This window comes from Aliivibrio sp. S3MY1, assembly GCF_028765575.1.
GTDB lineage: Bacteria > Pseudomonadota > Gammaproteobacteria > Enterobacterales > Vibrionaceae > Aliivibrio.
The window spans coordinates 17,485-42,815 of record NZ_JARACO010000008.1 but is presented as its reverse complement, the minus strand read 5'-3'; the positions used below and the strand labels follow the sequence as shown (position 1 = coordinate 42,815).

Annotated in this window: 20 protein-coding genes and 1 tRNA gene; 10 read left to right on the top strand and 11 right to left on the bottom strand. The window is 38.8% G+C overall.

Going from position 1 to position 25,331, the window contains the following annotated elements:
- Positions 1 to 8 precede the first annotated feature (8 nt).
- The 7 genes from lon to htpG form a co-directional block, all read right to left on the bottom strand.
- Positions 9 to 2,360: an endopeptidase La gene (gene lon / locus PVK62_RS07250; protein WP_274443745.1), complete on the bottom strand. Its 2,352-nt coding sequence runs from the start codon at positions 2,358 to 2,360 to the stop codon at positions 9 to 11.
- A gap of 131 nt (positions 2,361 to 2,491) precedes the next feature.
- On the bottom strand, positions 2,492 to 3,778 hold the full coding sequence (gene clpX / locus PVK62_RS07245) for an ATP-dependent protease ATP-binding subunit ClpX (RefSeq protein ID WP_122035693.1): 1,287 nt from the start codon (positions 3,776 to 3,778) through the stop codon (positions 2,492 to 2,494).
- 86 nt (positions 3,779 to 3,864) lie between these two features.
- Complete coding sequence (clpP, locus tag PVK62_RS07240; RefSeq protein ID WP_012549607.1) at positions 3,865 to 4,488, bottom strand: ATP-dependent Clp endopeptidase proteolytic subunit ClpP; 624 nt, start codon at positions 4,486 to 4,488, stop codon at positions 3,865 to 3,867.
- A 105-nt stretch (positions 4,489 to 4,593) separates the two neighbouring features.
- Positions 4,594 to 5,892 (bottom strand): trigger factor, encoded by a 1,299-nt coding sequence (gene tig, locus PVK62_RS07235; protein WP_274443744.1) that lies wholly within the window; start codon positions 5,890 to 5,892, stop codon positions 4,594 to 4,596.
- A 350-nt stretch (positions 5,893 to 6,242) separates the two neighbouring features.
- On the bottom strand, positions 6,243 to 7,208 hold the full coding sequence (gene hemH, locus PVK62_RS07230) for a ferrochelatase (protein WP_274443743.1): 966 nt from the start codon (positions 7,206 to 7,208) through the stop codon (positions 6,243 to 6,245).
- A gap of 83 nt (positions 7,209 to 7,291) precedes the next feature.
- A complete protein-coding gene (adk, locus tag PVK62_RS07225) occupies positions 7,292 to 7,936 on the bottom strand; it encodes an adenylate kinase (RefSeq protein WP_274443742.1) in 645 nt (214 codons plus the stop codon).
- A gap of 262 nt (positions 7,937 to 8,198) precedes the next feature.
- The gene (htpG, locus tag PVK62_RS07220) at positions 8,199 to 10,097 is read right to left on the bottom strand and encodes a molecular chaperone HtpG (protein WP_274443741.1); all 1,899 of its coding nucleotides are present in this window, start codon (positions 10,095 to 10,097) and stop codon (positions 8,199 to 8,201) included.
- Between the two features lie 225 nt (positions 10,098 to 10,322).
- On the opposite strand from htpG, the gene PVK62_RS07215 reads away from it, so the two are divergent.
- Both PVK62_RS07215 and PVK62_RS07210 read left to right on the top strand, forming a co-directional pair.
- Complete coding sequence (locus PVK62_RS07215; protein WP_274443740.1) at positions 10,323 to 11,120, top strand: winged helix-turn-helix domain-containing protein; 798 nt, start codon at positions 10,323 to 10,325, stop codon at positions 11,118 to 11,120.
- A 79-nt stretch (positions 11,121 to 11,199) separates the two neighbouring features.
- Positions 11,200 to 11,745, top strand: coding sequence for a regulatory protein ToxS (locus PVK62_RS07210; protein ID WP_274443739.1), 546 nt, complete (start codon positions 11,200 to 11,202; stop codon positions 11,743 to 11,745).
- Between the two features lie 96 nt (positions 11,746 to 11,841).
- Here the strand turns inward: PVK62_RS07210 and yfcE are convergent, their stop codons facing one another.
- Positions 11,842 to 12,393, bottom strand: coding sequence for a phosphodiesterase (gene yfcE / locus PVK62_RS07205; RefSeq protein WP_274443738.1), 552 nt, complete (start codon positions 12,391 to 12,393; stop codon positions 11,842 to 11,844).
- A gap of 132 nt (positions 12,394 to 12,525) precedes the next feature.
- Between yfcE and PVK62_RS07200 the strand changes: the two genes are divergently transcribed.
- From PVK62_RS07200 to PVK62_RS07175, 6 genes are all read left to right on the top strand, one after another.
- A complete protein-coding gene (locus PVK62_RS07200; protein ID WP_274443737.1) occupies positions 12,526 to 13,431 on the top strand; it encodes a TIGR01777 family oxidoreductase in 906 nt (301 codons plus the stop codon).
- Positions 13,432 to 13,808: 377 nt separating this feature from the next.
- A complete protein-coding gene (proV, locus tag PVK62_RS07195) occupies positions 13,809 to 14,996 on the top strand; it encodes a glycine betaine/L-proline ABC transporter ATP-binding protein ProV (RefSeq protein WP_274443736.1) in 1,188 nt (395 codons plus the stop codon).
- A gap of 4 nt (positions 14,997 to 15,000) precedes the next feature.
- The gene (gene proW / locus PVK62_RS07190; RefSeq protein ID WP_274443735.1) at positions 15,001 to 16,083 is read left to right on the top strand and encodes a glycine betaine/L-proline ABC transporter permease ProW; all 1,083 of its coding nucleotides are present in this window, start codon (positions 15,001 to 15,003) and stop codon (positions 16,081 to 16,083) included.
- Between the two features lie 2 nt (positions 16,084 to 16,085).
- The gene (gene proX, locus PVK62_RS07185; RefSeq protein WP_274443734.1) at positions 16,086 to 17,093 is read left to right on the top strand and encodes a glycine betaine/L-proline ABC transporter substrate-binding protein ProX; all 1,008 of its coding nucleotides are present in this window, start codon (positions 16,086 to 16,088) and stop codon (positions 17,091 to 17,093) included.
- 154 nt (positions 17,094 to 17,247) lie between these two features.
- The gene (locus tag PVK62_RS07180; RefSeq protein WP_274443733.1) at positions 17,248 to 18,075 is read left to right on the top strand and encodes an SDR family oxidoreductase; all 828 of its coding nucleotides are present in this window, start codon (positions 17,248 to 17,250) and stop codon (positions 18,073 to 18,075) included.
- Between the two features lie 332 nt (positions 18,076 to 18,407).
- Positions 18,408 to 19,262, top strand: coding sequence for a thioredoxin family protein (locus PVK62_RS07175; protein WP_274443732.1), 855 nt, complete (start codon positions 18,408 to 18,410; stop codon positions 19,260 to 19,262).
- 22 nt (positions 19,263 to 19,284) lie between these two features.
- Here the strand turns inward: PVK62_RS07175 and cueR are convergent, their stop codons facing one another.
- A complete protein-coding gene (gene cueR, locus PVK62_RS07170; protein ID WP_274443731.1) occupies positions 19,285 to 19,686 on the bottom strand; it encodes a Cu(I)-responsive transcriptional regulator in 402 nt (133 codons plus the stop codon).
- A gap of 82 nt (positions 19,687 to 19,768) precedes the next feature.
- Here cueR and PVK62_RS07165 point away from each other — a divergent pair, with 82 nt between their 5' ends.
- Both PVK62_RS07165 and PVK62_RS07160 read left to right on the top strand, forming a co-directional pair.
- Complete coding sequence (locus PVK62_RS07165; protein ID WP_274443730.1) at positions 19,769 to 22,474, top strand: cation transporter; 2,706 nt, start codon at positions 19,769 to 19,771, stop codon at positions 22,472 to 22,474.
- A 106-nt stretch (positions 22,475 to 22,580) separates the two neighbouring features.
- A complete protein-coding gene (locus tag PVK62_RS07160; RefSeq protein WP_274443729.1) occupies positions 22,581 to 23,018 on the top strand; it encodes a DUF411 domain-containing protein in 438 nt (145 codons plus the stop codon).
- 123 nt (positions 23,019 to 23,141) lie between these two features.
- Here the strand turns inward: PVK62_RS07160 and PVK62_RS07155 are convergent.
- Both PVK62_RS07155 and ushA read right to left on the bottom strand, forming a co-directional pair.
- Positions 23,142 to 23,218: transfer RNA gene (locus PVK62_RS07155), tRNA-Pro, on the bottom strand.
- Positions 23,219 to 23,396: 178 nt separating this feature from the next.
- Entirely contained in the window at positions 23,397 to 25,058 is a 1,662-nt protein-coding gene (gene ushA, locus PVK62_RS07150; RefSeq protein WP_274443728.1) for a bifunctional UDP-sugar hydrolase/5'-nucleotidase UshA, read from the bottom strand.
- Positions 25,059 to 25,331 lie beyond the last annotated feature (273 nt).

Below are 25,331 nucleotides of genomic sequence, written 5' to 3'. Positions count from 1 at the left end.
ACACATCACTATTTAGAAGCTTCTGTAGTAAAGCCTTGTGGATTATTCTTAAGCGCTAAGGTTAATACTTCATCAATCCACTTCACTGGGTGTACGGCTAAATCAGCAATGACATTCGCAGGAATATCTTCTAAATCACGTTCATTATCTTTTGGAATGATGACAGTTTTAATACCACCACGATGTGCTGCAAGTAATTTTTCTTTCAAGCCACCAATAGGAAGCACTTCACCGCGAAGAGTGATCTCCCCCGTCATTGCGACATCTGAACGTACTGGATTACCCGTTAAGCTTGAAACAAGTGCTGTACACATACCAATACCGGCACTTGGCCCATCTTTAGGTGTTGCACCTTCAGGTACGTGAACATGAATATCACGCTTTTCATAAAAATCAGGGTTAATACCTAATTTATCAGCACGAGTACGAACTACGGTCATGGCTGCTTGAATCGATTCTTTCATTACATCGCCAAGTGAACCTGTGTAAGTTAACTTGCCTTTGCCAATCATGGATTCAGCTTCAATTGTCAGCAGATCGCCGCCCACTTCAGTCCAAGCTAAACCAACAACTTGACCGATGCGATCTTCATCATCCGCTTTGCCATAATCACAACGTTGAACACCTAAGAAATCTTTTAAATTTTCTTGACTGATTGTGACTTTCTTAATGGTTTTATCCAATAAGATTTGTTTTACCGCTTTACGGCAAAGTTTAGATATTTCACGTTCTAAACTACGCACACCAGCTTCACGAGTGTAGTAACGAATGATACCCATGATAGCGGAATCATCAATTTCAATCTCATCTGTTTTTAAGCCATTACGTTTAATTTGTTTATCCAACAAATGGCTTTTGGCAATGTTTAACTTTTCATCTTCGGTATAACCCGACAGGCGAATGACTTCCATGCGGTCCAATAATGGGCCTGGAATATTCATTGAGTTTGACGTTGCCACGAACATAACATCAGAAAGATCGTAATCAACCTCTAAGTAATGATCGCTAAATTTATTGTTTTGCTCAGGGTCTAATACTTCAAGAAGCGCTGATGCTGGATCACCACGCATATCAGATGACATTTTATCAATTTCATCTAATAGGAAAAGTGGGTTTTTCACTTCAACTTTTGATAGCTTTTGAATTAACTTACCCGGTAAAGAGCCAATATAGGTACGTCTGTGACCACGAATTTCCGCCTCGTCACGAACACCACCTAATGCCATGCGCGTGTACTTACGCCCCGTCGCTTTAGCAATAGATTGACCAAGTGACGTTTTACCTACACCAGGAGGACCTACCAAACATAAAATTGGACCTTTAAGTTTAGTGACTCGACTCTGAACCGCTAAATACTCAAGAATACGCTCTTTAACGCGCTCTAAGCCATAATGGTCTGAGTTTAATATCTCTTCAGCTTTGGCTAAGTCTTTCTTCACCTTAGAGCGTTTAAACCAAGGCACAGCAACCAGACAATCAATGTAGCTACGAACTACTGTCGCTTCTGCTGACATCGGTGACATCATCTTCAGCTTCTGTAGCTCTTGCTCTGCTTTTTCTTGAGCTTCTTTTGGCATTTTCGCGTCTACAATTTTTTTCTGCAGCGCTTCAAATTCATCAGGCGTATCGTCTAAGTCGCCAAGCTCTTTTTGAATAGCCTTCATTTGCTCATTCAAATAGTATTCGCGTTGACTTTTTTCCATTTGCTTTTTAACACGGCCACGGATACGTTTTTCGATTTGTAATAAATCGATTTCCGATTCCATCATGCCCATTAGAAATTCTAAACGTGCAATGACATCAGTCAATTCAAGAACTTCTTGTTTATCAACTAATTTAAGAGGCATGTGAGCAGCAATGGTGTCAGCAAGACGTGCGGCATCTTCAATCCCATTCAGTGACGTAAGTACTTCTGGTGGGATTTTTTTATTGAGTTTAATGAAACCTTCAAATTGGTTAATGGCAGAACGCATAATTACGTCTTGTTCTGCATCATCAATAATCGGAGTCAGTAAAAACTCAGCGTCCGCCGTAAAGAAGTCAGCTTCTAAAAACTGGTGGATTTTGGCTCGCTGCTGGCCTTCAACTAAAACTTTAACAGTGCCATCTGGTAATTTTAATAATTGTAAAATAGTTGCGATTGTACCAACGCCGTGCAAGTCATCTAGTTGTGGTTCTTCTTTTGCAGCTTCTTTTTGTGCCACAAGGAGGACTTGTTTGTTCTGTTCCATTGCGGCTTCTAAGCAACGAATGGATTTCTCACGGCCCACAAATAGTGGAATAACCATATGCGGATACACCACCACATCACGTAGTGGTAGAACTGGTATCTCAATGCGCTCGGAACGCTCCAGGTTCATATTCTTCTCTCTTTCCGTCAGTATCTTTAGAAATAATATGGGGGCAAGTCGCTAAGAATCAACATTATTTTCAATTAAAAATAAAAAAGGAGGCCAATGCCTCCTTTTTGTCTGTTTATTAGCTAAATACGCTATTCTGCAGATATTGCTTTTGTCTCTGTATTTTCAAACATCAATAGCGGTTCTGATTCACCATTGATTACAGATTCATCGATAACTACTTTAGAAACACCTTCTTTTGACGGTAGTTCATACATAGTATCTAGTAATATTGCTTCTAAAATTGAACGAAGTCCACGAGCACCTGTTTTACGGTTCATTGCTTTTTTAGCAATCGCTCTCAAAGCATCTTCACGGAATTCAAGTTCTGCACCTTCTAAATCAAATAATGCAGCATATTGCTTAGTTAATGCATTTTTTGGCTTACTTAGAATTTGAATTAATGCTTCTTCGTCTAATTCAGTTAATGTGGTTGTTACTGGAAGACGACCAATAAACTCTGGGATCAGACCAAATTTAACTAAATCTTCTGGTTCAATTTGCTTCAGTAAATCACCAACGGTTGCTTTATCATCTTGAGAACGAACATCAGCTGCAAAGCCAATTCCAGTTCCCGTTGCAACACGTTGCTCAATTACTTTATCTAAACCTGCAAACGCACCACCACAGATAAATAAGATTTTAGAAGTATCAACTTGTAAAAACTCTTGTTGTGGGTGTTTACGACCACCTTGAGGCGGTACTGATGCAATTGTACCTTCAATCAATTTCAATAGCGCTTGCTGAACACCTTCACCTGATACATCACGAGTGATTGATGGGTTTTCAGACTTACGAGAAATTTTATCTATTTCATCGATATATACAATACCACGCTCCGCTTTCGCAGGATCGTAGTCGCATTTTTGTAGTAGCTTCTGAATGATGTTTTCTACATCTTCACCTACATAGCCTGCTTCTGTTAACGTGGTTGCATCCGCCATAGTAAACGGAACATCCAAAAAGCGAGCTAGCGTTTCAGCAAGTAATGTTTTACCACTACCTGTTGGACCGATAAGAAGAATATTACTCTTACCTAGTTCAACGCCATCTTTTGTAGTATCGCCATTACGTAAACGCTTGTAGTGATTATATACCGCTACTGCTAATACTTTTTTCGCATGCTCTTGCCCGATAACATAATCATCTAGATGCTCACGAATATTTTGCGGTGTTGGCAATGCTTCACTCGTCTCTTTTGGAGACAGAGTATTATCTTTTAGCTCTTCGCGAATAATGTCGTTACATAAATCAACGCACTCATCACAAACATAAACAGAAGGACCTGCAATTAGTTTACGAACTTCATGCTGGCTTTTTCCGCAAAAAGAGCAATATAGTAACTTTCCACTATTTTCGTCTTTACGCTTGTCTGTCATTTGCTAACCTCTTAAACGTTGTCTTTATGCTGTAAGTTTATACTAACTTACCTTCTTTGCTGTAAACGTTACTGCTTTTTTATTAATTAGTCACGCTTATTTAATACAGCATCTACAAGACCATATTTCACAGCATCATCAGCAGCCATGAAATTATCACGATCGGTATCTTTTTCGATAACTTCTAAAGGCTGACCTGTATGCTCAGCAAGTAACGTATTCAATTTCTTCTTAATCGTTAAGATTTCTTGAGCATGAATTTGAATATCTGATGCTTGACCTTGGAAACCACCTAGTGGTTGGTGGATCATCACGCGTGAGTTAGGTAATACATAACGTTTACCTGGCGCACCACCTGCAAGTAAGAAAGCACCCATTGAACATGCTTGTCCCATACATACTGTGCTCACATTTGGTTTAATAAACTGCATTGTGTCATAGATAGACATACCTGCAGTAACCGAACCACCTGGAGAGTTTATGTATAGGAAGATATCCTTATCAGGATTTTCAGACTCAAGGAAAAGTAACTGTGCCACAACTAAGTTGGCCATGTGATCTTCAACTTGACCTGTTAAAAAGATAACGCGCTCTTTTAACAGACGGGAATAAATATCATACGAACGCTCACCACGTGAAGTTTGCTCAACAACCATAGGAACAAGTGCATCCATAATAGAAGGCATTGCATTGTTTTCTTGATAGCTCATAACCGTATCCCTTATAAAATAAATGGTCCGAATGACACTTCATTCGAACCATTATTAGCAGATCTTGTGAAACTTAGTCAACTAACTACTTAATTAATTTATAAATTAAGCAGGTTGTTGATTCATTAGTTCGTTAAAGCCAACTTCTTTTTCAGAAACTTGTGCTTTAGCAAGGATTGCATCGATAGCTTGTTCTTCTAGAGCAACATTACGCATGTTGTTCATCATTTGCTCATTACCTTCGTAGTAAGCAACAACTTCTGTTGGGTCTTCGTAAGCAGAAGCCATTTCGTTGATAAGTGCTTTTACTTTCTCATCATCCGCTTTTAGCTCTTCAGTTTTGATTACTTCACCAAGAAGAAGACCAACAACTACGCGACGTTTAGCTTGCTCTTCAAACAATTCACGTGGAAGTTCAGGAGCTGTGTCAGCGTTGCCGCCAAAACGTTGCACTGCTTGTTGACGTAAAACGTCAACTTCTTGATCAATAAGAGCAGAAGGAACGTCGATGTTGTTTTGCTCAACTAAACCGTTGATAGCTTGTTCTTTGATCTTGTTTTTAACAGCTTGAGCTAATTCACGTTCCATGTTCTTGCGAACTTCAGCTTTAAGACCTTCAACACCGCCTTCAGCACCGAACTTAGTTACAAACTCATCGTTCATTTCTGGTAGTTCACGAGCTTCAACTTTAACTACTGTAATAGCGAATTGCGCCGCTTTACCTTTTAGGTTTTCAGCGTGGTAGTCTTCTGGGAAGTTAACGTCGATAGTTAGTTCGTCGCCAGCTTTTTTACCTTTAATACCGTCTTCGAAACCAGGGATCATACGACCTTGGCCCATTTCTAGAGGGAAGTTATCCGCTTTTCCGCCTTCAAATAGTTCACCATCGATAGAACCAACAAAGTTGATTGTAGCGCGAGTGCCATCTTCAGCAGCAACGTCAGCGTCAGCCCAAGTTGCTTGTTGCTTACGTAGCGTTTCTAGCATTTCTGCTACGTCTTCGTCTTTAACTTCAACTTGTGGTTTTTCAACAACAACTTTGTCTAGACCTTGAAGTGTAACTTCTGGGTAGATTTCAAATGTTGCAGTGAATACTAAATCTTGGCCTTCAGCAAATTCTACTGGTGCAAATGTTGGTGCGCCTGCTGGGTTGATTTTGTCTTTAATGATCGCTTCAATGAAGTGACGTTGCATAACTTCACCCATTTTGTCGTGACGAACAGCGCTGCCGTACATTTTAGCAACCATCTTCATTGGCACTTTACCTTTACGGAAGCCATCGAAGCGACGATTTTTAGCGATGTTACGAAGTTCTGCATTTACAGCATCTTCAATGTTTGCCGCTGGTACAGTAATAGTTAGAACGCGCTCTAGGCCTTCTTTAGTTTCAACAGTAACTTGCATGTTTATATAAACCTCAAAATCGACTCAGGTTCTCTGAGTTTGCGACAAAAAATACGTGTCGCATCCTTGCGTTACAGGTCTAATAAAATAGAAACCGTAACCCCTATGATTCGTGATACCAATTGGGTATCTTCTTTTATCTGCTTATATGAATAATAAGTAGATCGCGTACTTTAATTAAATAAAATACGGCATTTAGCCAAGTGGCAAAATAAGACGCGATATTGTAGCGATCTGGCCCATCTATGTCGAGACTCACTACACACGTTGATAATCTTTAATAAGAAATTGGGCAATTGGTTAGTTTTTTCAACCCTTTTAACTGCTTTTTTTATTAAAAAAATTCATTTTTATGCTGAAATCTTACTTTTTACAATATCTGCCATCATTTCAATATGTAATTCATCATCATTTAAACATGGAACAAAGGTGTATTTTTGACCACCAGCCTCCATAAATATCTCTTTACACTCCTCTGAAAGCTCTTCTAAGGTTTCTAAGCAATCAGACGAAAATGCAGGACTAATAATATCTAATGACTTAATTCCTTTTGGTGTGAGTTCAGTTAACATCTCAGAAGTATAAGGTTGCAACCACGCTTCTCGCCCAAAACGAGATTGATAGCTCATGCCTATTTGTTCAGATGTTAATCCTAATTCTTGAGCAAGCAATTCTGTTGTTCGTTCACAATGTTTTGCATAAATATCGCCATTATCAACAAAACGCTGTGGGATCCCATGATACGAACATAATACATAATCACCTTTGCCCTTCTTCTCCCATGAAAGACGGATAGATTCCGCAAGCGCTTTAATATAGAGAGGGTGGTCATGATAATTATGAACAAGCGAAAAATCGGGTAATACTGAAGTGGTTTTATATTGCTTAGCAATTTGATCAAACACCGCAGCTGAGGTAGTACGAGAATATTGAGGATACAGGGGTAAAATGACTATTTCATCACATCCTTGAGCTTCTAAACGCTCAATCCCTGATTTAATGCTTGGTTCACCATAAGTCATACCTAGCTCAACTGGCACAGTTAAAAGTGACTTTAATGCTGTCGCTTGACGTTTTGAATAGACCATTAACGGTGAGCCTTCGTCCATCCAAACACTTTCATATAACTTCGCCACTTTAGGTGCTCGTATAGGTAGGATGACACCATGGAGTAATGGACACCAAAGAAATCGATTCATATCAACAACACGTTTATCATGTAAAAATTCAGATAAAAAGCTTTTTACTGCTGATGTGGTTGGCGCGGTTGGCGTACCTAAATTAACTAATAGCACCCCTGCTTTCTTATTATTCACAATCATTATCCATTATTTTTTATAAAAAAAGGCGACCAATAAGGCCGCCTTCAATATAACAATAAATTGTTCGTTAGGTAAGATTACGAAAGTGCTTTTTCGATCTCAGCGCTAACTTCTGCAACTAACTTAGTACCGTCAAATTTAAGGTACTGAGTTTGGCCAGCTTCCGCTTCTTTTGTGTAGTAAGCGATAAGCGGTGCCGTTTGTTCATGGTAAACACCTAAACGAGCAAGAACTGTTTCTGGTTTATCATCTTCACGAATAACAAGAGGCTCGCCAGTTACGTCATCTTGACCTTCAACTTTAGAAGGGTTAAATGTAACGTGGTATGTACGACCAGAAGGAAGGTGCGCACGACGACCAGACATACGCTCTACGATCACTTCATCAGCAACGTCAAACTCAAGAACGTAATCGATAGATACGCCGTTCTCTTTTAAGCCATCAGCTTGAGGAATGGTACGAGGGAAACCATCTAGTAGGAAACCTTTAGCGCAATCTTCTTGAGCAATACGCTCTTTAACAAGACCAAGGATGATCTCATCAGATACAAGTTGACCAGCATCAATTACAGACTTAGCTTGTTTGCCCATTTCTGTGCCTGCTTTAATCGCAGCACGTAACATGTCACCTGTAGATATTTGTGGAATACCAAATTTATCCATGATGAACTGAGCTTGAGTACCTTTACCCGCACCAGGTGCACCTAAAAGGATGATACGCATTGTTTTCCCCTTAAAATTTAATCTTGGAATTTATACCAAACCTTACAAGTAAAAATAACAACTACTTATAAACTTAGGTATAAGTTTTATTTCTAAAAATAAGTCGTGAAAGATACACGGAACTGATAAAGCTATCAAGTTTGCGATGCAAAAAGCAAAAATAACCGCTAAATAGAGTCTATTTCGTAACAATAAAAAACAACGAGACCTTAGTGTAAAGTCATAGGTCTCATTGTGTTTATCTAGATTACAGTATTATCAATTATTTAGATAATAATTGATTCATTGCACTTAAAAATTGCGATGGATCATCTAAAGAACCACGTTCTGCTAACATTGCTTGACCAAGTAACATTTCAACCCAACGGCCAAACGCTTCTTCATCCGCTTCATCAGCCATTTGCTTGATAAGCGCATGCTCTGGGTTAATTTCAAAAATGTACTTCACTTCAGGAGCGGCTTGACCAGCAGCTTCTAAAAGTTTTGCCATTTGCGTACCCATTTCAAAGTCATCAGTAACGACAACCGCTGGTGTTGTTGCTAATTTAAACGTAGTACGAACTTCTTTAACTCGATCGCCTAAATAAGATTTAGTGCGTTCAACAACAGATTTAAACTCTTCTACTGTCTCTTTTTGTTTCTCTTTTTCAGCATCATCTTCAAACTTACTTAAGTCTAAACCTGCTTTGGTAATTGATTGGAATTGCTTACCATCGAACTCTGTTAAGTAGCTCATTAGCCATTCATCAATACGGTCATACATTAGAACAACTTCAATGCCTTTTGCCTTAAATTGCTCTAGGTGTGGGCTGTTTTTCGCTGCTGCATAGCTATCAGCCGTTAGATAGAAGATCTTATCTTGCTCTTCTTTCATACGCTCAACATAACCCGCTAAGCTTATTGCTTGCTCTGCACTCTCTTTTTCTGTTGTAGCAAAACGCAGAAGGCCTGCGATTTTATCTTTATTAGCAAAATCTTCAGCCAAGCCTTCTTTTAATACTTGACCAAACTCTTTCCAGAAAGTTAGGTATTTTTCATCCTCTTTCTTTGCTGTTTTCTCAAGCATACCTAGTACACGTTTAGTACATGCGCTACGTAATGACTGAGTCACTTTATTATCTTGTAGAATTTCACGAGATACGTTTAGTGGTAGATCATTTGAGTCAATTAAACCCTTAACAAAACGTAAGTAGCTAGGCATAAACTGTTCTGCATCATCCATAATGAATACGCGTTGAACATACAGTTTTAAACCACTTTTATGATCACGGTTCATCATATCAAATGGGGCTTTTGCAGGAATATATAGAAGGCTTGTGTAATCGTTCTTACCTTCTACTTTGTTGTGGCTCCAAGTCAGTGGATCGGCAAAGTCATGAGATACATGTTTATAAAACTCTTGGTACTCAGCATCTTCAATTTCTGATTTGCTGCGAGTCCAAAGTGCTTGAGCCTTGTTTACTTGTTCCCACTTGCCTTCTTTATCTTTTCCTTCTTCATCTTTTTCAACGGTCCAGATAGAGACAGGAATACCGATGTGATCAGAGTATTTACCAATCACTTCTTTTAAACGCCACTCACTTAAAAACTCTTTACCTTCATCACGCATATGAAGAATGATATCAGTACCACGAGTTTCTTTTGTGATGTCCTCAATGGTATAATCACCCTCACCTTCAGAGTGCCATTGAACCGCTTGATCTTTCGCTACACCCGCTTCACGTGTACGAACGGTTACAGCATCTGCAACGATGAACGCAGAATAGAAACCAACACCAAACTGACCAATCAATTGAGAATCTTTACTTTGATCATCAGACAGTTTTGAAAAGAAATCAGCAGTACCTGATTTAGCAATCGTCCCAAGATGCTCAATAACATCTTCACGGCTCATACCAATACCATTATCTGAAATAGTTAATGTATTTGCCGTTTCATTAAAAGACAGTTTTACACCAAGTTCAGCATTACCTTCATATAAATCACCATTTGATAGTGCTTTGAAGCGTAACTTATCCGATGCATCTGATGCATTTGAAATTAATTCACGTAAAAAAATCTCTTTATTTGAATATAACGAGTGAATCATTAGATGAAGTAGTTGCTTAACTTCTGACTGAAAGCCGCGTGTTTCTTTGTTATTAATCGTTTGCTCGCTCATCTATAAAACTCCGAAATAGGAAAATATGTATTTAACTTACAAGTGTAATATGGACTTATAAACCGTAATTCAAGGTAAAAGAATGTAAAAAACTCTGCTTTTTTGCTTTTTTGCTTTTTTTATACTATAAAATGCGCAATGATAAGTTTTGACATTAAATAGACATTCTAAAAATGATACTTAGATATCATCTATAATGAATCACCATCACTGAGTTAACAACCAATGAATATAGAAAATAACAAAATTATTATTGGCAACCGGTTTCTATTCGATCCTAATGATAATAGTCTAATTGATACATTAAATGATGATGAAATTATCCGTATTGGTGGTAATGAAAGCCGTGTTTTAAGCCTGCTTATTCAAGAACCAGGGAAGGTTGTTAGTCGTCATGAATTACATGAATATGTATGGCGAGATCAAGGATTTGAAGTCGATGATTCTAGTTTAACACAGGCGATATCGACGCTACGAAAAATGCTACAAGACCCGACTAAACTGCCTGTTTATGTAAAAACAGTGCCTAAACGTGGTTATCAATTTATTTCAACTGCCGTACATCAAGTCACAAATGATATGCAAGAAAGTGCAGATAAAAATACGGATTCTTTAACGGATATCGATAACCTAACAATCGAGCACCAAGAAGAATTACCTCAAAAACCGACGGCAAATAGCTCAGCTAAAGAGCAAACTATACATTCCGTAGCAAAAGAAAATATCACAACTAATCAACCACAAGCTCACTTATCGTTACTTGGTACGCTAACTCTAATTATCGCTTTTATTTTGCCTATCATTGCTTATGTGAATCAAACGCCAAAATCAGATGCATTCATACAAGTAGCAAAATATGACGACGTGCCTATTTTCGTTCCTGTTAACCACCCTAATATCGATAAATGGCAACCTCTGATTGAGCAATGTACTGTCTTTTATAATTCAAATCATGTTGATACGCTAAAACCAATAGAAGTTATTGCAACCAGTGGCCAACCAAATCAAATCAAATCACACTGAATTATATTCATAATGAAAAACACAGTGATCAAAGCATTAGTGTCCGATTATTGATTGATCAAAAAGAGGTAGATAAAGTATGTGGTTAAATAGCGAGCAACTTCCAATGGCAAAACGCTTTTTCCCCATCGCTCTTCTTCTAATATCAATGTTAGGTAGTGGATGGTTTTATTGGGAAAGCGACAGTAAGGTCGAACAACTATTAACATCTAAAGAATGGCAAAGTATGAGTACCGTTCGGATTGATACTGATTATGATGACATGGGTCCTTTAAAACGCGCAGATATTAAATCAAATGTTGTTTATCTGCCAAATAAGACCTATTCAAAATCATCTACACTGACACTTTTTAGTGGGATATCTGAAAATGTTCATCCGCTAACGATTAATGTTATGGAAACGGGGAACTGGGATTACAGCGGAGATTACTTATTAATTGATCCTACTGAATTTAAAGACGTTACTGCTAATGATAATAAAGATTTTTCTGGTTCACAGAAAAAACTGATCATGCGCGTATTCAGAATGGATGCTCAACAAAGTAAACGTGTTGATGTGGTTAATGATAAAACATTATTACTGACCAGTTTAAATTATGGTTCAGGTATTCTATTTTCTCATTAAAATAGTCTTTATGATCGTTATAATAAAATCCGAGATGATAGCCTACCTCGGATTTTTATTATCTAATCAATCATTTTCCTTTCCAATAATTGATTACTATTTAAGAACAATGGCATTCAATACATTCCCATCAAAGTCCAGAACTGACAAGCGATTATCATCAAGTAAACCATAGCTCGGTTTTCCGCCTTCGTTACGAGGAAAAGTGGTTGAACCCGGGTTAAAAATAATCTGTTCTCCTTGCCATTCTGCGACCGTAATATGCGTATGTCCATGAGCGATAATATCGCCCTTCTTTAATAAAGGATGTTTGTCGGCATTGTAAATATGACCATGTGTTAAAAATAATTTCTGACCAGTAGGTAGCAACACAATATTGTAATCAGACATAATAGGAAAAGATAACAGCATTTGATCGACTTCACTGTCACAATTCCCTCTCACTGCGATGATAGACTCTGCGTATTGATTTAATAATTCAGCAACTGCGATTGGATCATGACCTTCAGGGATCGGGTTTCTTGGCCCAAAATTAATCAGATCACCAAGCAGAATTAAATGTTCTGCTTTAGAAGCAGTAAACGTATCAATCATACGTTGAGTCGCAGTCAATGAGCCGTGTAAATCAGAGGCAAAAAATAATTTCACAAGAATCCTTACAGTATTTAAGAGTCATTTCAAAGCTCAAGTATAAAGGAAAATCCAATGAAAGTTGCCAATCAGTGAACTCAATTTATACTTAACTTAAACCACAGTTATAAATATCTTGCAGGAGACGGGATGAAAATACTCATTACAGGAAGTACAGGATTGATCGGAAAGCAGTTACTGGATCATCTTAAAGGTCATGAGCTAGTGCTTCTGACGCGCAATATAGAAAAAGCTCAATCTTCATTAGCTCATTTAGCTTTGCCTCATGTTGATTTCATTTCGGATCTTTCTTCATTTTCCGATCTCAATAATATTGATACTGTCATTAATTTAGCAGGAGAGCCTATTGCTGATAAAAAATGGACTCGAAAACAAAAAAAAATCATTACAGATAGTCGATGTGATTTAACCGATAAATTAGCCAAACTTTGCCTTAATTCTACAGCGCCACCACGTTGTTTTATATCAGGTTCTGCGATTGGATATTATGGTGATAACGGATCGCAAGATGTTGATGAAGCGACGAACACTATCTCAACCGATTTTGCTCATCAAGTCTGTCAACAATGGGAGAGTAAAGCGCTACAAGCTCAAAGTGAGTTAACACGTGTTTGTATCTTACGTACGGGTGTCGTTCTCTCTCTATCTGGTGGAGCACTCAAAAAAATGCGATTTCCCTACCAATGTGGATTAGGTGGTCCTATTGGCAATGGCAAACAATATATGTCTTGGATACATATTGATGACATGGTTCATGGAATACTGCATTTAATAGAGCAAGATGACAGTAATGGAATATATAATTTAACAGCGCCACACCCAGTAACCAATCAAACCTTTAGTTACACGCTCGCCAAAACGCTAAAACGCCCTCACTTTCTGTATACACCGAATATAGTGATTAAATCAATTCTTGGTGAAGCCTCTGTTTTGTTAACCGACAGTCAAAGAGTTCGTCCAAAGCGGATCGTACATGAAGGATTTAAGTTTCGTTACTCTCGAATTGAATCTGCGTTGAAACATTTATTGAGCTAAGTTAAATCGCTTTACCTCCCCTAACAATCAAGCCTTTACACACCCCATGTACGTCCACACATAATTCACTGAGTGATTTAACAATAAATCACCCAGTGAATTCATTTGTACTCAAATCATTTAGAAGTACCTAGCTAATCAATCGAACCATTAAGATAAATTTCATTATCTCAATGGTAACAAAAAAATTCATCCCCAAAAGGGGTGAAAATAAAATAACATAAAAAACAACAAGATACACAATCATAACTTTAGCGAAAAACTAAAGGGAATAAATAACAAGTCACTTTACAACATGGCAATCATTGATAAATAGCACTATTTTAATTATAGTACTAATGAATATTTAATACACATAGCTTACAAAGGACTTAAAAATGAATCCCATACTGGAAGTTAAGGGACTATACAAAGTGTTTGGAGAGGACACTGATCGCGCCTTCACAATGATTAAAAAAGGCGCAAATAAAGACGACGTATTTGAGAAAACAGGATTAACCATTGGTGTTAATAACGTATCTCTCAGTATTCATGAAGGTGAAATTTTCGTTATTATGGGCCTTTCAGGTTCAGGTAAATCCACCCTAGTTCGTCTTCTCAATCGACTTATCGAACCGACTCAAGGCAATGTACTCCTCAGAGGAAAAGACATTGCACACATCTCTGAAGAAGAACTCCGCAAAGTTCGCCGCAATAATATCTCAATGGTTTTTCAAAATTTTGCCCTAATGCCACACATGACTGTCATTGAAAATGCAGCCTTTGGTTTAGAGTTAGCAGGCGTTGCCGTCGAACAGCGCAAAAAACATGCGCTAAGTGCATTAGAACGAGTTGGTCTTGATGTTTATGCAGAATCTTACCCTGATGAATTATCTGGCGGTATGAAACAACGAGTTGGTCTTGCAAGAGCACTCGCTTGTGATCCTGACATTTTATTAATGGATGAAGCTTTCTCTGCTCTTGATCCGTTGATTAGAACGGAAATGCAAGATGAGCTGATTCGCCTACAAAACGATGACAAACGTACCATTGTCTTTATTTCTCACGATTTAGATGAAGCGATGCGCATTGGTGACCGAATTGCCATCATGCAAAATGGTGAAGTTGTTCAAGTCGGCACTCCTGACGACATCCTCAACAACCCTGCAAATGATTATGTTGAAGCCTTCTTTCGTGGTGTTAATGTCGCGAACGTCTTAACAGCCAAAGACATTGCTCGTAAAAAACCTGCCGCTATGTTTAAGAAATCAGAACATGATGGTCCAGCATCTGCTCTTCAGTATCTAATGGATAATGATAGAGAATATGGCATCGTTGTAGATAAGAGTAACCTCTATTCTGGCATCGTCTCTGTTGATTCTCTTCGCGAGGCGCACAACGACAGCAATTCTCTTGTCAGTGCTCAACTTGCAGATGGTGTAACACTCAAACCAAACCAAGCTATCAATGATATTTTAGGCGTCGTGGCTAATGTGCCTTATTCCGTTCCTGTGGTTGACGATAATGGCAATTATTTTGGTGTTGTGACGAAATCACGATTACTTCAGACGTTGGATAAGGGGTAAAACGATGTCATCAGATCAAACAAACAATGACCCATGGTCACAAACAACACAAGCAAGTGATGACCCATGGGGTCAAGCGAGCGATACATCAGCGTCAGCAGATTGGTTAAATAGCGAAGCGGTTGAAGTCAAAGTCTTTGACCCATTAAACCCATTTGAAGAAGCCGTACTTCCTGTTGATGTTTGGGTAGAATCAGGCTTAAACTGGTTAGTTGAACATGGCCGCCCATTATTTCAAGCTATTCGTGTTCCTATCGATTTCATCTTAGGCTCTTTTGAAACGGCACTCGTCTCCACGCCTGCCCCCTTTATGCTCGTTATTCTATTTTTGCTCGCGTGGCAATTTTCTAACCTTAAGTTAGGTATCTCTACAGCCGTTTCATTGATCGTAGTTGGTCTTATTGGTGCTTGGTCTGAAGCCATGACCACACTATCACTTGTAATGACCTCTGTCTTTTTCTGTCTGCTTATCGGATTACCTATGGGTATCTGGCTGGCAAGAAGCAAGACGGCAGCAAAATTTGTTCGACCTATTTTAGATGCAATGCAAACCACACCTGCCTTTGTTTATCTGGTTCCAATTGTGATGTTATTTGGCATCGGTAATGTCCCGGGTGTTGTTGTAACCATTATTTTTGCACTGCCTCCTGTTGTACGTTTAACGATTCTAGGTATTCAACAAGTACCAGAAGAGTTAATCGAAGCAGGCCATTCATTTGGTGCCAGCAAAAAGCAAATGCTGTATCGAATTCAACTACCACTTGCCCTACCAACGATTATGGCCGGAGTTAACCAAACTTTGATGTTATCCCTATCTATGGTGGTTATTGCGTCAATGATCGCGGTCGGTGGATTAGGTCAAATGGTATTAAGAGGTATCGGGCGCTTAGACATGGGACTGGCTGCTGTCGGTGGTTTAGGTATTGTTATTCTTGCGATTTTACTCGACCGCATCACCCAAGTATTAGGTGTAAATGCAGGTAACACCAAATTACGTTGGTACAACATGGGACCGGTGTCCATCTTGCTAAATATGTTTGCTCAGAAAAAAGAACTAAAAACAGAATTACAACTTAAGGAGAAATAAGAATGATTAATTCATGGAAGAAAGCACTAACGCTAAGTATCGTTTCCACTTTGGCTTTATCGTCAAATGTATGGGCAGAAAAACTACCTGGTGAAGGCGTTACTGTTCAAGCCCTTCAATCAACCGTTGCTGAAGAGACGTTTCAAACATCAATTGTAAACCGAGCGCTTGAAGAGCTAGGTTATGATGTAAAACCAACAAAAGAAGTTGATTACAACGTTGCTTATGCCTCAATCGCAAAAGGCGATGCGACTTTTCTTGCAGTAGGTTGGTTCCCTCTTCATGCTGATAAATACAAAATGTCTGGTGGCGATGATAAATTTTACCGCCAAGGTCAATATGTTAGTGGTGCCGCTCAAGGGTACCTAATTGATAAAAAAACGGCTGAAAAATACGGCATCACTCATATTGGTCAATTAAAAGATCCAAAAATTGCAAAATTGTTTGATGCAAATGGTGATGGTAAGGCAGACCTTACCGGCTGTAACCCTGGCTGGGGTTGTGAAATGGTAATCGAACACCAAATTGGTGCTTATCAACTTGAAGATACAGTCACACATAACCAAGGTAACTATGCCGCAATCATTGCTGATACCATTTCACGTTACAAAAATGGTGATCCTGTTATCTATTATACTTGGACACCTTATTGGGTAAGTGGCGTTCTTATTCCTAATAAAGATGTCGTATGGTTAGAAGTTCCTTTTTCTGCCTTGCCAGGGGATCGTAAAGATGTTGATACTACTTTATCTAATGGTAAAAACTACGGTTTTGAAATGAACTCTATGCGTATCATTGCTAATAAAGAGTTTGCGGCACAAAACCCTGCAGCAGCTAAATTATTTGAAATCATCAAACTAAATATTAATGATGTTAGTGCGCAAAACATGATGATGAGTAAAGGCAAAAACAGCTCAGCTGATATTAAATCTCACGTTAATGGCTGGATAAAAGCAAATCGACCTTTATTCAACTCTTGGTTAGCTGAAGCAAAAAAAGCAGCCATTTAACTTACGTTGTTAACGTTAATAGCCTCATTATTTGAGAATACCGAAAAGACCAATGGCATCTGCTATTGGTCTTTTTTATATTTAAAAAATCAATGAACAACGACTCAACTCTGCTTTATACTCATCTTAACGTTACTCATTAGAGATAAAATTCATGATGCGAACCATATTTATTACAGGCTGCTCAACCGGTATTGGCTATACCGCTGCCCATCAATTACAGCAGCATGGCTTTAACGTTATAGCCTCATGCCGAAAACAAGAAGACGTCGCACGATTGCAAAGCGAAGGCTTAACCTGTCTCTATTTAGACTATAAAGACCCACAAAGTATTACTAACGCGGTTGCAGAAATAATCAGACTTACTGATGGAAAATTATACGGATTGTTCAATAATGGTGCATATGGTCAAGCCGGAGCACTTGAAGATCTACCAAGGGAAGCATTAAAAGAACAATTTGAGGCAAACTTCTTTGGTTGGCATCAATTAGTCACAGAACTGCTTCCGGTAATGAGAAAGCAAGGTGAAGGCCGTATCATTCAAAACAGCTCTGTACTAGGTATTGTTGCGATGAAATATCGTGGGGCTTATAACTCATCAAAGTTCGCGATTGAAGGCTGGACTGATACATTACGCCTAGAACTCTCAGAAACAAATATCAAAATAAGCTTAATTGAACCCGGTCCAATTGAAACCAAATTTCGGTCTAATGCACTGAAAGCATTTAAAAAATGGGTAAATATAGATAATAGCTACCACAAAGAAAAGTACCTTATTCAACAACAACGACTTGAAAAAGAACAATCAGGTAGTGCTTTTGTCCTTCCAGCAAATTCTATTATTCCTCCCTTACTCCATGCACTTAACTCATCAAGACCCAAAGCCCGCTATCGCGTCACTTTCCCCACTCATTTGTTTGCGGTTCTAAAACGATTATTACCAACAAAGTACTTAGATATGATCTTAAATAAGAGTGATTAGCCTCACTTTATACTGTCATCAGTGTGTAATATTTAATAAATATGAGAAAAGAGTAAAAATGTAATATTAGTGTCATATTGAAAACGTATATTCATTCCTATCCGGTAGATGGTGTTTTTTCGGGGGGAATATGACACTAGGTAAAATCAACTGGATCTGTGTGAGTGTTGCTGTTGCGGTATTCATACTGATCTAACAATTGTCTTCGCTTATATTTAGAATAGCCACTATAATTTCTTTTATAGTGGCTTTCTTATTTCTATTTCCTTGAAAAACAATATAACTTCCCATATATCTATATAAAGAATAAATACTGTTTTTAGGGAAAGATCATGCAACCAGAACATAGCGTTGAACTAAACGAACAAAACTTCCAACAAATTTTAGAAAGCTCAATGCAAACCCCTGTGCTAATCCACTTCTGGGCGCCAATGAGCCAAGAAAGTATTACCGTGATTCCAGCCTTACAGCAACTTTCCCAGCAATATGGTGATGCTGTTACCCTTGTTATGCTTAACTGTGAAGAGCAACAAGGCCTTGCTCAACAATTTGGCGTTCAAACTTTACCGACGATAGCTTTATTTAAAAATAACCAAGCCATCGATGGCATGGGTGGACCTCAAACTATCGAAGCTATTCAGGAGATGCTAAACAAACATCTACCAAGCCAAGAAGAACTTCAATTAGGCCAAGCCTTTAAACTGGTTGAAGAAGGTGAATATCAAGCGGCTCTTCCTACTCTTCTTAGATTACTTGAGCACTTTGGTGGCAATGGACAAATTAAACTGCACATTGCGCAATGTTACATTGAAACTCAAGCTTATGATCAAGCAGAAGCCATTCTTTCTGACATTTTAATGCAAGATAAAGACAGCAAATACAAAGAATTAATGGCTAAACTTGAGTTGCATAAACAAGCCGGAAATACACCAGAGATCCAAGCATTAGAAGATACCTACAATGCTGATCCAACCAATAATGACGTCGCTTTAGAGCTTGCAATCCAATACAGCCAAGTCAACCGTCAAGAAGAAGCATTAGAGATCCTAATGACTGCTTTATTGAAAGATCTTAATGCCCAAGATGGCCAAATGAAAAAAACCATGATGGATATTTTATCCGCTCTTGGTCAAGGTAACCCTATTGCAGCTCCATTCCGTCGCCAGCTTTACTCACTGCTTTATTAATTTATCGAGCAAAAGCCTGTTGCTACTTTTTATCGTGGCAGCAGGTTAATCCTTTAATAATAGGACAATCATACCCTTCATCACCAGGGCATGCATTGGCTAACTCTAATAGCGTTTGCTTCATCCCTTTTAGCTCCTGAATTTTTGCTTCAATCTCTGCAACCTTCTCTAAGGTTTTTGCCTTTACGTCTGCGCTGCGACGATTAGGGTTATTTGATAAGCTTAATAATTCTTGGCACTCTTCTAGACTAAACCCCACTAATCTTGAACGCCTGATCAACTGCAACTCTTCCACCTGAGTGGTTGTATATTGACGATAGCCATTAGCACTTCGATTCGCCTCGTTGATCACCCCTTTACTTTCATAAAATCGAATGGCTTTCGCTGTTAATCCGGTTAACTTCGCTACTTCACTAATATTCATTTTAAACTCATTTAATCTCTTGACCTTCCATTTACTGTAAGGTTTATTATTGGCAATATCAAGAATAGTTAACGAGGTTATTATGAGTCAGGAATTTACTCTTCCATTATCAGGATTAAACTGTGGTCGTTGCGTAGCGAAGGTTGAACAAGAGCTTGCTAACACCCCAAACATATCTCAATACTCAGTAACCACGTCGGAACTAGCACTAACGACAACATTGACTTACCAAGACATCGCTGAAATTATTGAGCAACTCGGTTATTCCATTCCTGAGAAAAAACGAGTCTCACTGTATCTCGCAGGGTTGAATTGCAATAAATGCATAAATAAAACCAAAGAAGCCTTGAGTACACTCTCCCATTCAAGCATTGAATCCATCTCAACAACAGAGCTTGTCTTTAATACTACACAACCACAAGAGTTGATCATTGAGCTGATTGAATCAATAGGGTTTCAAGCAAGTACTACCCCATTTAACGTCGATAACGCTCTCGATTCAAACAATCAATCACCATTAAAACCAAGCATAAATAATGCGATAGAATCGCTGCAATCTATCGATAAAAAAACAACGCAATTGATATTAACAGGCATGACTTGCGCTAGCTGTGTCGCCTCAGTAGAGAGCATTATTACACATGTTGATCATGTTGAATCAGCAACGGTTAACCTGGCTGAACGCACCGCACTCATCCACGGTGATATTAATGTCACAGAGCTTATTCAAGCGATAGAAGCGGGGGGCTATGGGGCAGAACTAAGTCTCAGTGAAGATCAACGTCGCGCAAGACAAAAAGAATTGTTTTTAAAAACAACCAGTACACATAAAAAGAACACCATCATCTCACTCGCCATTGGCGCACCACTAATGTTGTGGGGTGTTTTGGGCGGCAATATGCAAATCACCACCGTTAATGATCAGTTAGCATGGGGCGTTATTGGCCTGATTTGTTTAGGTTTACTGCTTACTGCGGGTAAACACTTTTATGTAAATGCATGGAAGGCCTTTACTCATCACAGAGCAACCATGGACACTTTAGTCGCGTTAGGGACTGGCTCTGCTTGGCTTTATTCTATGGCGTTAGTTATTTCACCTGAGTTTTTTCCACTGCAAGCTCGTCATGTTTATTTTGAAGCCACCGCGATGATTTTAGGCTTAATTACACTTGGTAACTTGATAGAAACTAAAGCCAGAAACCGCACATCTACCGCGATTGAAAAACTGTTAGATCTGCAACCGCAGACAGCAACAGTGATACAAGATGGTCAAGAGTTGGTGTTACCAATAGCTCAGGTCACTCAAGGCATGGTCATTAAAATCAAACCTGGTGAAAAAATACCTGTTGATGGCTCTATTGTCAGTGGTGAGAGTTATCTAGATGAAGCCATGCTTACTGGTGAGCCTTTACCTTGTTTAAAATCCAAAGATGACACTGTTCATGCAGGAACGATTAATCAACAAGGCAGTTTTACATTTATTGCAACAAACGTGGGTGAAAACACCATGCTGGCACGCATCATTTCAATGGTCCGAAATGCACAAAGTAGCAAACCAAAGTTAGCGAAGTTAGCTGACCAAATTTCATCGCTCTTTGTCCCAAGCGTGATGATCATTGCCATTGTATCTGCATTGATTTGGTATAACTTTGGACCAGAGCCAACTTCTAGTTATATGCTAGTTGTTGCTACAACGGTACTTATTATTGCTTGTCCTTGTGCACTTGGTCTTGCAACCCCAATGTCAGTCACCGTTGGGATAGGTAAAGCCGCCGAATTTGGTGCGCTGATCAAAGATGCAGATGTACTTCAAACGGCAAGTACAATAGATACTGTTGTTGTTGATAAAACAGGAACATTAACCGAGGGAAAACCGACGGTAACCAAGGTCACTGGTTTTAATGACTATACAGAGGCTGATATTATCTCATTAGCCGCTGCGGTAGAAAGTCACTCTGAGCACCCATTAGCTCAAGCGGTTATAAATTATTTAAAGAAAAATTCTTGGGATAATATCAACAGTACCGACTTTATCGCTCAATTAGGATTAGGAGCCTCAGCCACTGTTAATGCTAATACGGTTTACATTGGTAATCGTACTTATTTAGCAAATAACAACATTGATATTCCAGGCATCACTGTCTCTGTATCAGCAACACCACTGTATGTAGCCATTCAAAATGAGTGTATTGGTGTTATTGAAGTCAGTGACTCAATTCGAGCAGACTCTGCGTTAGCGATTAAGCAATTCACCCAGCTTGGTATCAATGTGGTCATGTTGACTGGCGATCGCCAAGAAACAGCGCAACACGTTGCAAAAGAGTTAGGGATTAAACACGTCATTGCAGGTGTACTTCCTGATGGAAAAGCTCAGGCAATCCAAACCCTACAAGCCCAAGGTAAAAAAGTTGCCATGATTGGTGATGGCATTAATGATGCACCAGCTCTCGCACAAGCTGAGGTTGGTATCGCCATGGGTAATGGCAGTGATGTCGCAATTGAAAGTGCTCATCTTACCTTAATGAACCACTCACTACTCACCGCAGTAAGCGCCATTGAGTTATCTAAAGCCACAATGAAAAACATGAAACAAAATTTGTTTGGTGCTTTTGTGTATAACACCGTCGGTATTCCTATTGCTGCTGGTATTTTATTTCCATTCACTGGGGTGTTATTAAGCCCAGTAGTGGCTGGCGCTGCAATGGCATTATCTTCAATTACTGTCGTAACCAATGCAAATCGATTACGACTATTTACCCCTCGTTCTCAACGAGATCTTCACAAATAAAAAAGGAGCTTCGCATGATTAATCTATTCGGTATTGCTCTGATTATTGCCATTATCTACTGGTTTTGGCTATCACCTCATTCAAAATAAACCTTGGAATTTTCACAATGAAAAACGTAAAAACACTCGCTTTAACTTCTCTAATGTTAATGAGCTCCTCAGTATTTGCAGCAACTGAAGTCACTTCTTATAAATCCCCTTACTGTGGTTGCTGTACAGAGTGGGAAGATCATATGAAAGATAATGGTTATGACGTAAACACAGAGAAACATGAAGATATGGCCGCAGTAAAAGAAAAGCTAGGTGTGGATCCTCGCCTTGCCTCTTGTCATACCGCTGTAATTGATGGCTATGTATTTGAAGGTCATATCCCTGCAGATGACATCAAGAAATTTTTAGCTGACCCTAAAGATTATAAAGGACTAGCCGTTCCAGGTATGCCAATGGGATCTCCTGGGATGGAATATGGTGATAAGAAAGATAAATACCAAGTTGTAGCATTTAAAGAGAATGGAAAGTTAGCGCTATTTAATACGCATAACTAAGGTCTTTAAAGCATAATAGGTGTTGATAGCTATCAATGCCTATTTATTAGCTAAATTAAATAATAAGCATTCTATTACAGACGTAAAAAAGCCGCATCATTTCTGATGCGGCTTTCTTAAAAGTGGTCGGTGAAGAGGGATTCGAACCCCCGACCCTCTGGTCCCAAACCAGATGCGCTACCAAGCTGCGCTATTCACCGAGCTGTTAAACAAAGACCTTGTCCGTGTCAACGAGGGCTATAATACTGTCTGAGAGTTTTTTGACAAGCATTATTTTGTTTTTTCTTTTTGTTCGCTTATAAAAACAACAAACTGTTGAATTGATAAACAAAAACCCCTGAGGTCATATCGATTCAGGGGTTTATCTTCTCTTAATGATTACTTATAAGTCATTTCACCGTGTGGCGCAAACTTGTTTACGTCAATTGGGCTGTTTGTTTCTAAGAACTCTTTAAGAACTTCAGCATCAACAAAACCCGTATTTACATAGCCTGGATGATCTGAAATTTTAGGGTAGCCATCACCACCCGCGGCATTATAGCTTGGGATAGTAAAGCGGTATGTATTATCTAGACGTAATTGCTTACCACCAATAAATACATTTGATACTTTACCATTCTCAACGGTCATCTTAATGCCCGCAAATTGAGCATAAGCACCAGAATCAATAGGTTTTGTTGCTACAACATTTAAGTAATCTAAAACTTCTTGGCCTGTCATGTCTACATAAGTAACAATATTACCAAATGGTTGAACCGTTAATACGTCTTTATACGTTACATCACCCGCTTCAATTGAATCACGTACACCGCCAGAGTTCATTACTGCAAAGTCCGCTTTTGCACGAGTCATGTGAGAAGTTGCAATCAGACGACCTAGGTTTGTTTGTTGGAAACGAACCACATTACGATCCCCTTCTAACTTACCGTTAGTTGATGCAATTTTCACATTCAACTGGCCTTGACCTTTTTCTTGGAAAGGTGTTAGGAAGGCAAGTAACTCAGGGTCTTGAGCAATTTCTTCTTGAATAAAGACGCGTTGTTTCTTACCGTCGATCTTCACTTTCTTCTTCAAGTTCACAGGAATTAAATTGTAGCTAACCATTTCTAATTCACCATTACGGAATTCAAAATCAGCTTTACCTACATATTTACCCCATTCGTGAGCCTGAACAATCCAAGTGCCATTTTGCTGGTCTGGTTGACACTCATCACCTGGCGTAAAGTTTTTCTTCGCGACATTTGGGCCTTCCATACAAACTGGCTCTTGTGAGTGACCACCCACAATCATATCTAGCTCACCAGCATCTAATGAACGAGCTAATAATACATCGCCCGGAGCATTTATACCTCGGTTACCATTCTCATAATGACCCATATGCGTTACTGCAAAAATAAGATCCGGCTTCTCATTCGATTCTAGCTCTGCAATGATTTTTTTCGCTTCTGCTTTAGGGTCACGAAACTCTAAATCACCAATGTATTCTGGATTACCAATTTTAGCAGTGTCTTCAGTTGTTAAACCAACAACAGCAATTTTAATGCCTTGCTTTTCAAAGATTTCGTAAGCTTGATATTTACGCTCACCGGTTTTCTTATCGTAGATATTCGCTGATAACATTGGGAACTCAGCCCAATCAATCTGCTTTTGCAATACATCTAATGGATTATCAAATTCATGATTACCAAGGGCAATTGCATCATAACCAATTTTATTCATGCCTTTAAAATCAGGTTCAGCATCCTGAAGATCTGATTCAGGAACACCGGTATTAATATCACCACCAGAAAGAAGGAGCACACTACCGCCTTGTGCTTGGACATCTGCACGTAACTCATCAATCAGCGTTTTACGAGCCGCCATGCCATACTCGCCGTATTTATTCTGCCAAAAACGACCGTGGTTATCGTTTGTATGTAATACCGTTAGCTTATACGTTGTATCTTCTTGCCATGCATGTTCAGTTGTTGTTGCACAACCTGCTAGCGTTGTAACCAATGCCGCAGCAATCGCTGTTTTTAGAGAAAGACGTTCCATCATGTTTCACCATTCATTCAAGGGTAATAAACTAGACCAAATCAATCAATTACGAGTGATTCAACCCAATAACCTGACCAAGTTTAAAATAATTACGCTTTACTCTCACATTGATTTCATAAATATGTCTGTTAGATCACGAATAAATCATAAAACTAAAACAACTAAATAAAAAACACACACAAAGCAAACGTTTACCTCGTCAACAAGTTACAATTCAAAAACATTTATCAATATAACAATAAAATTTCATATATTTTAGCCAAATCCAGTTAA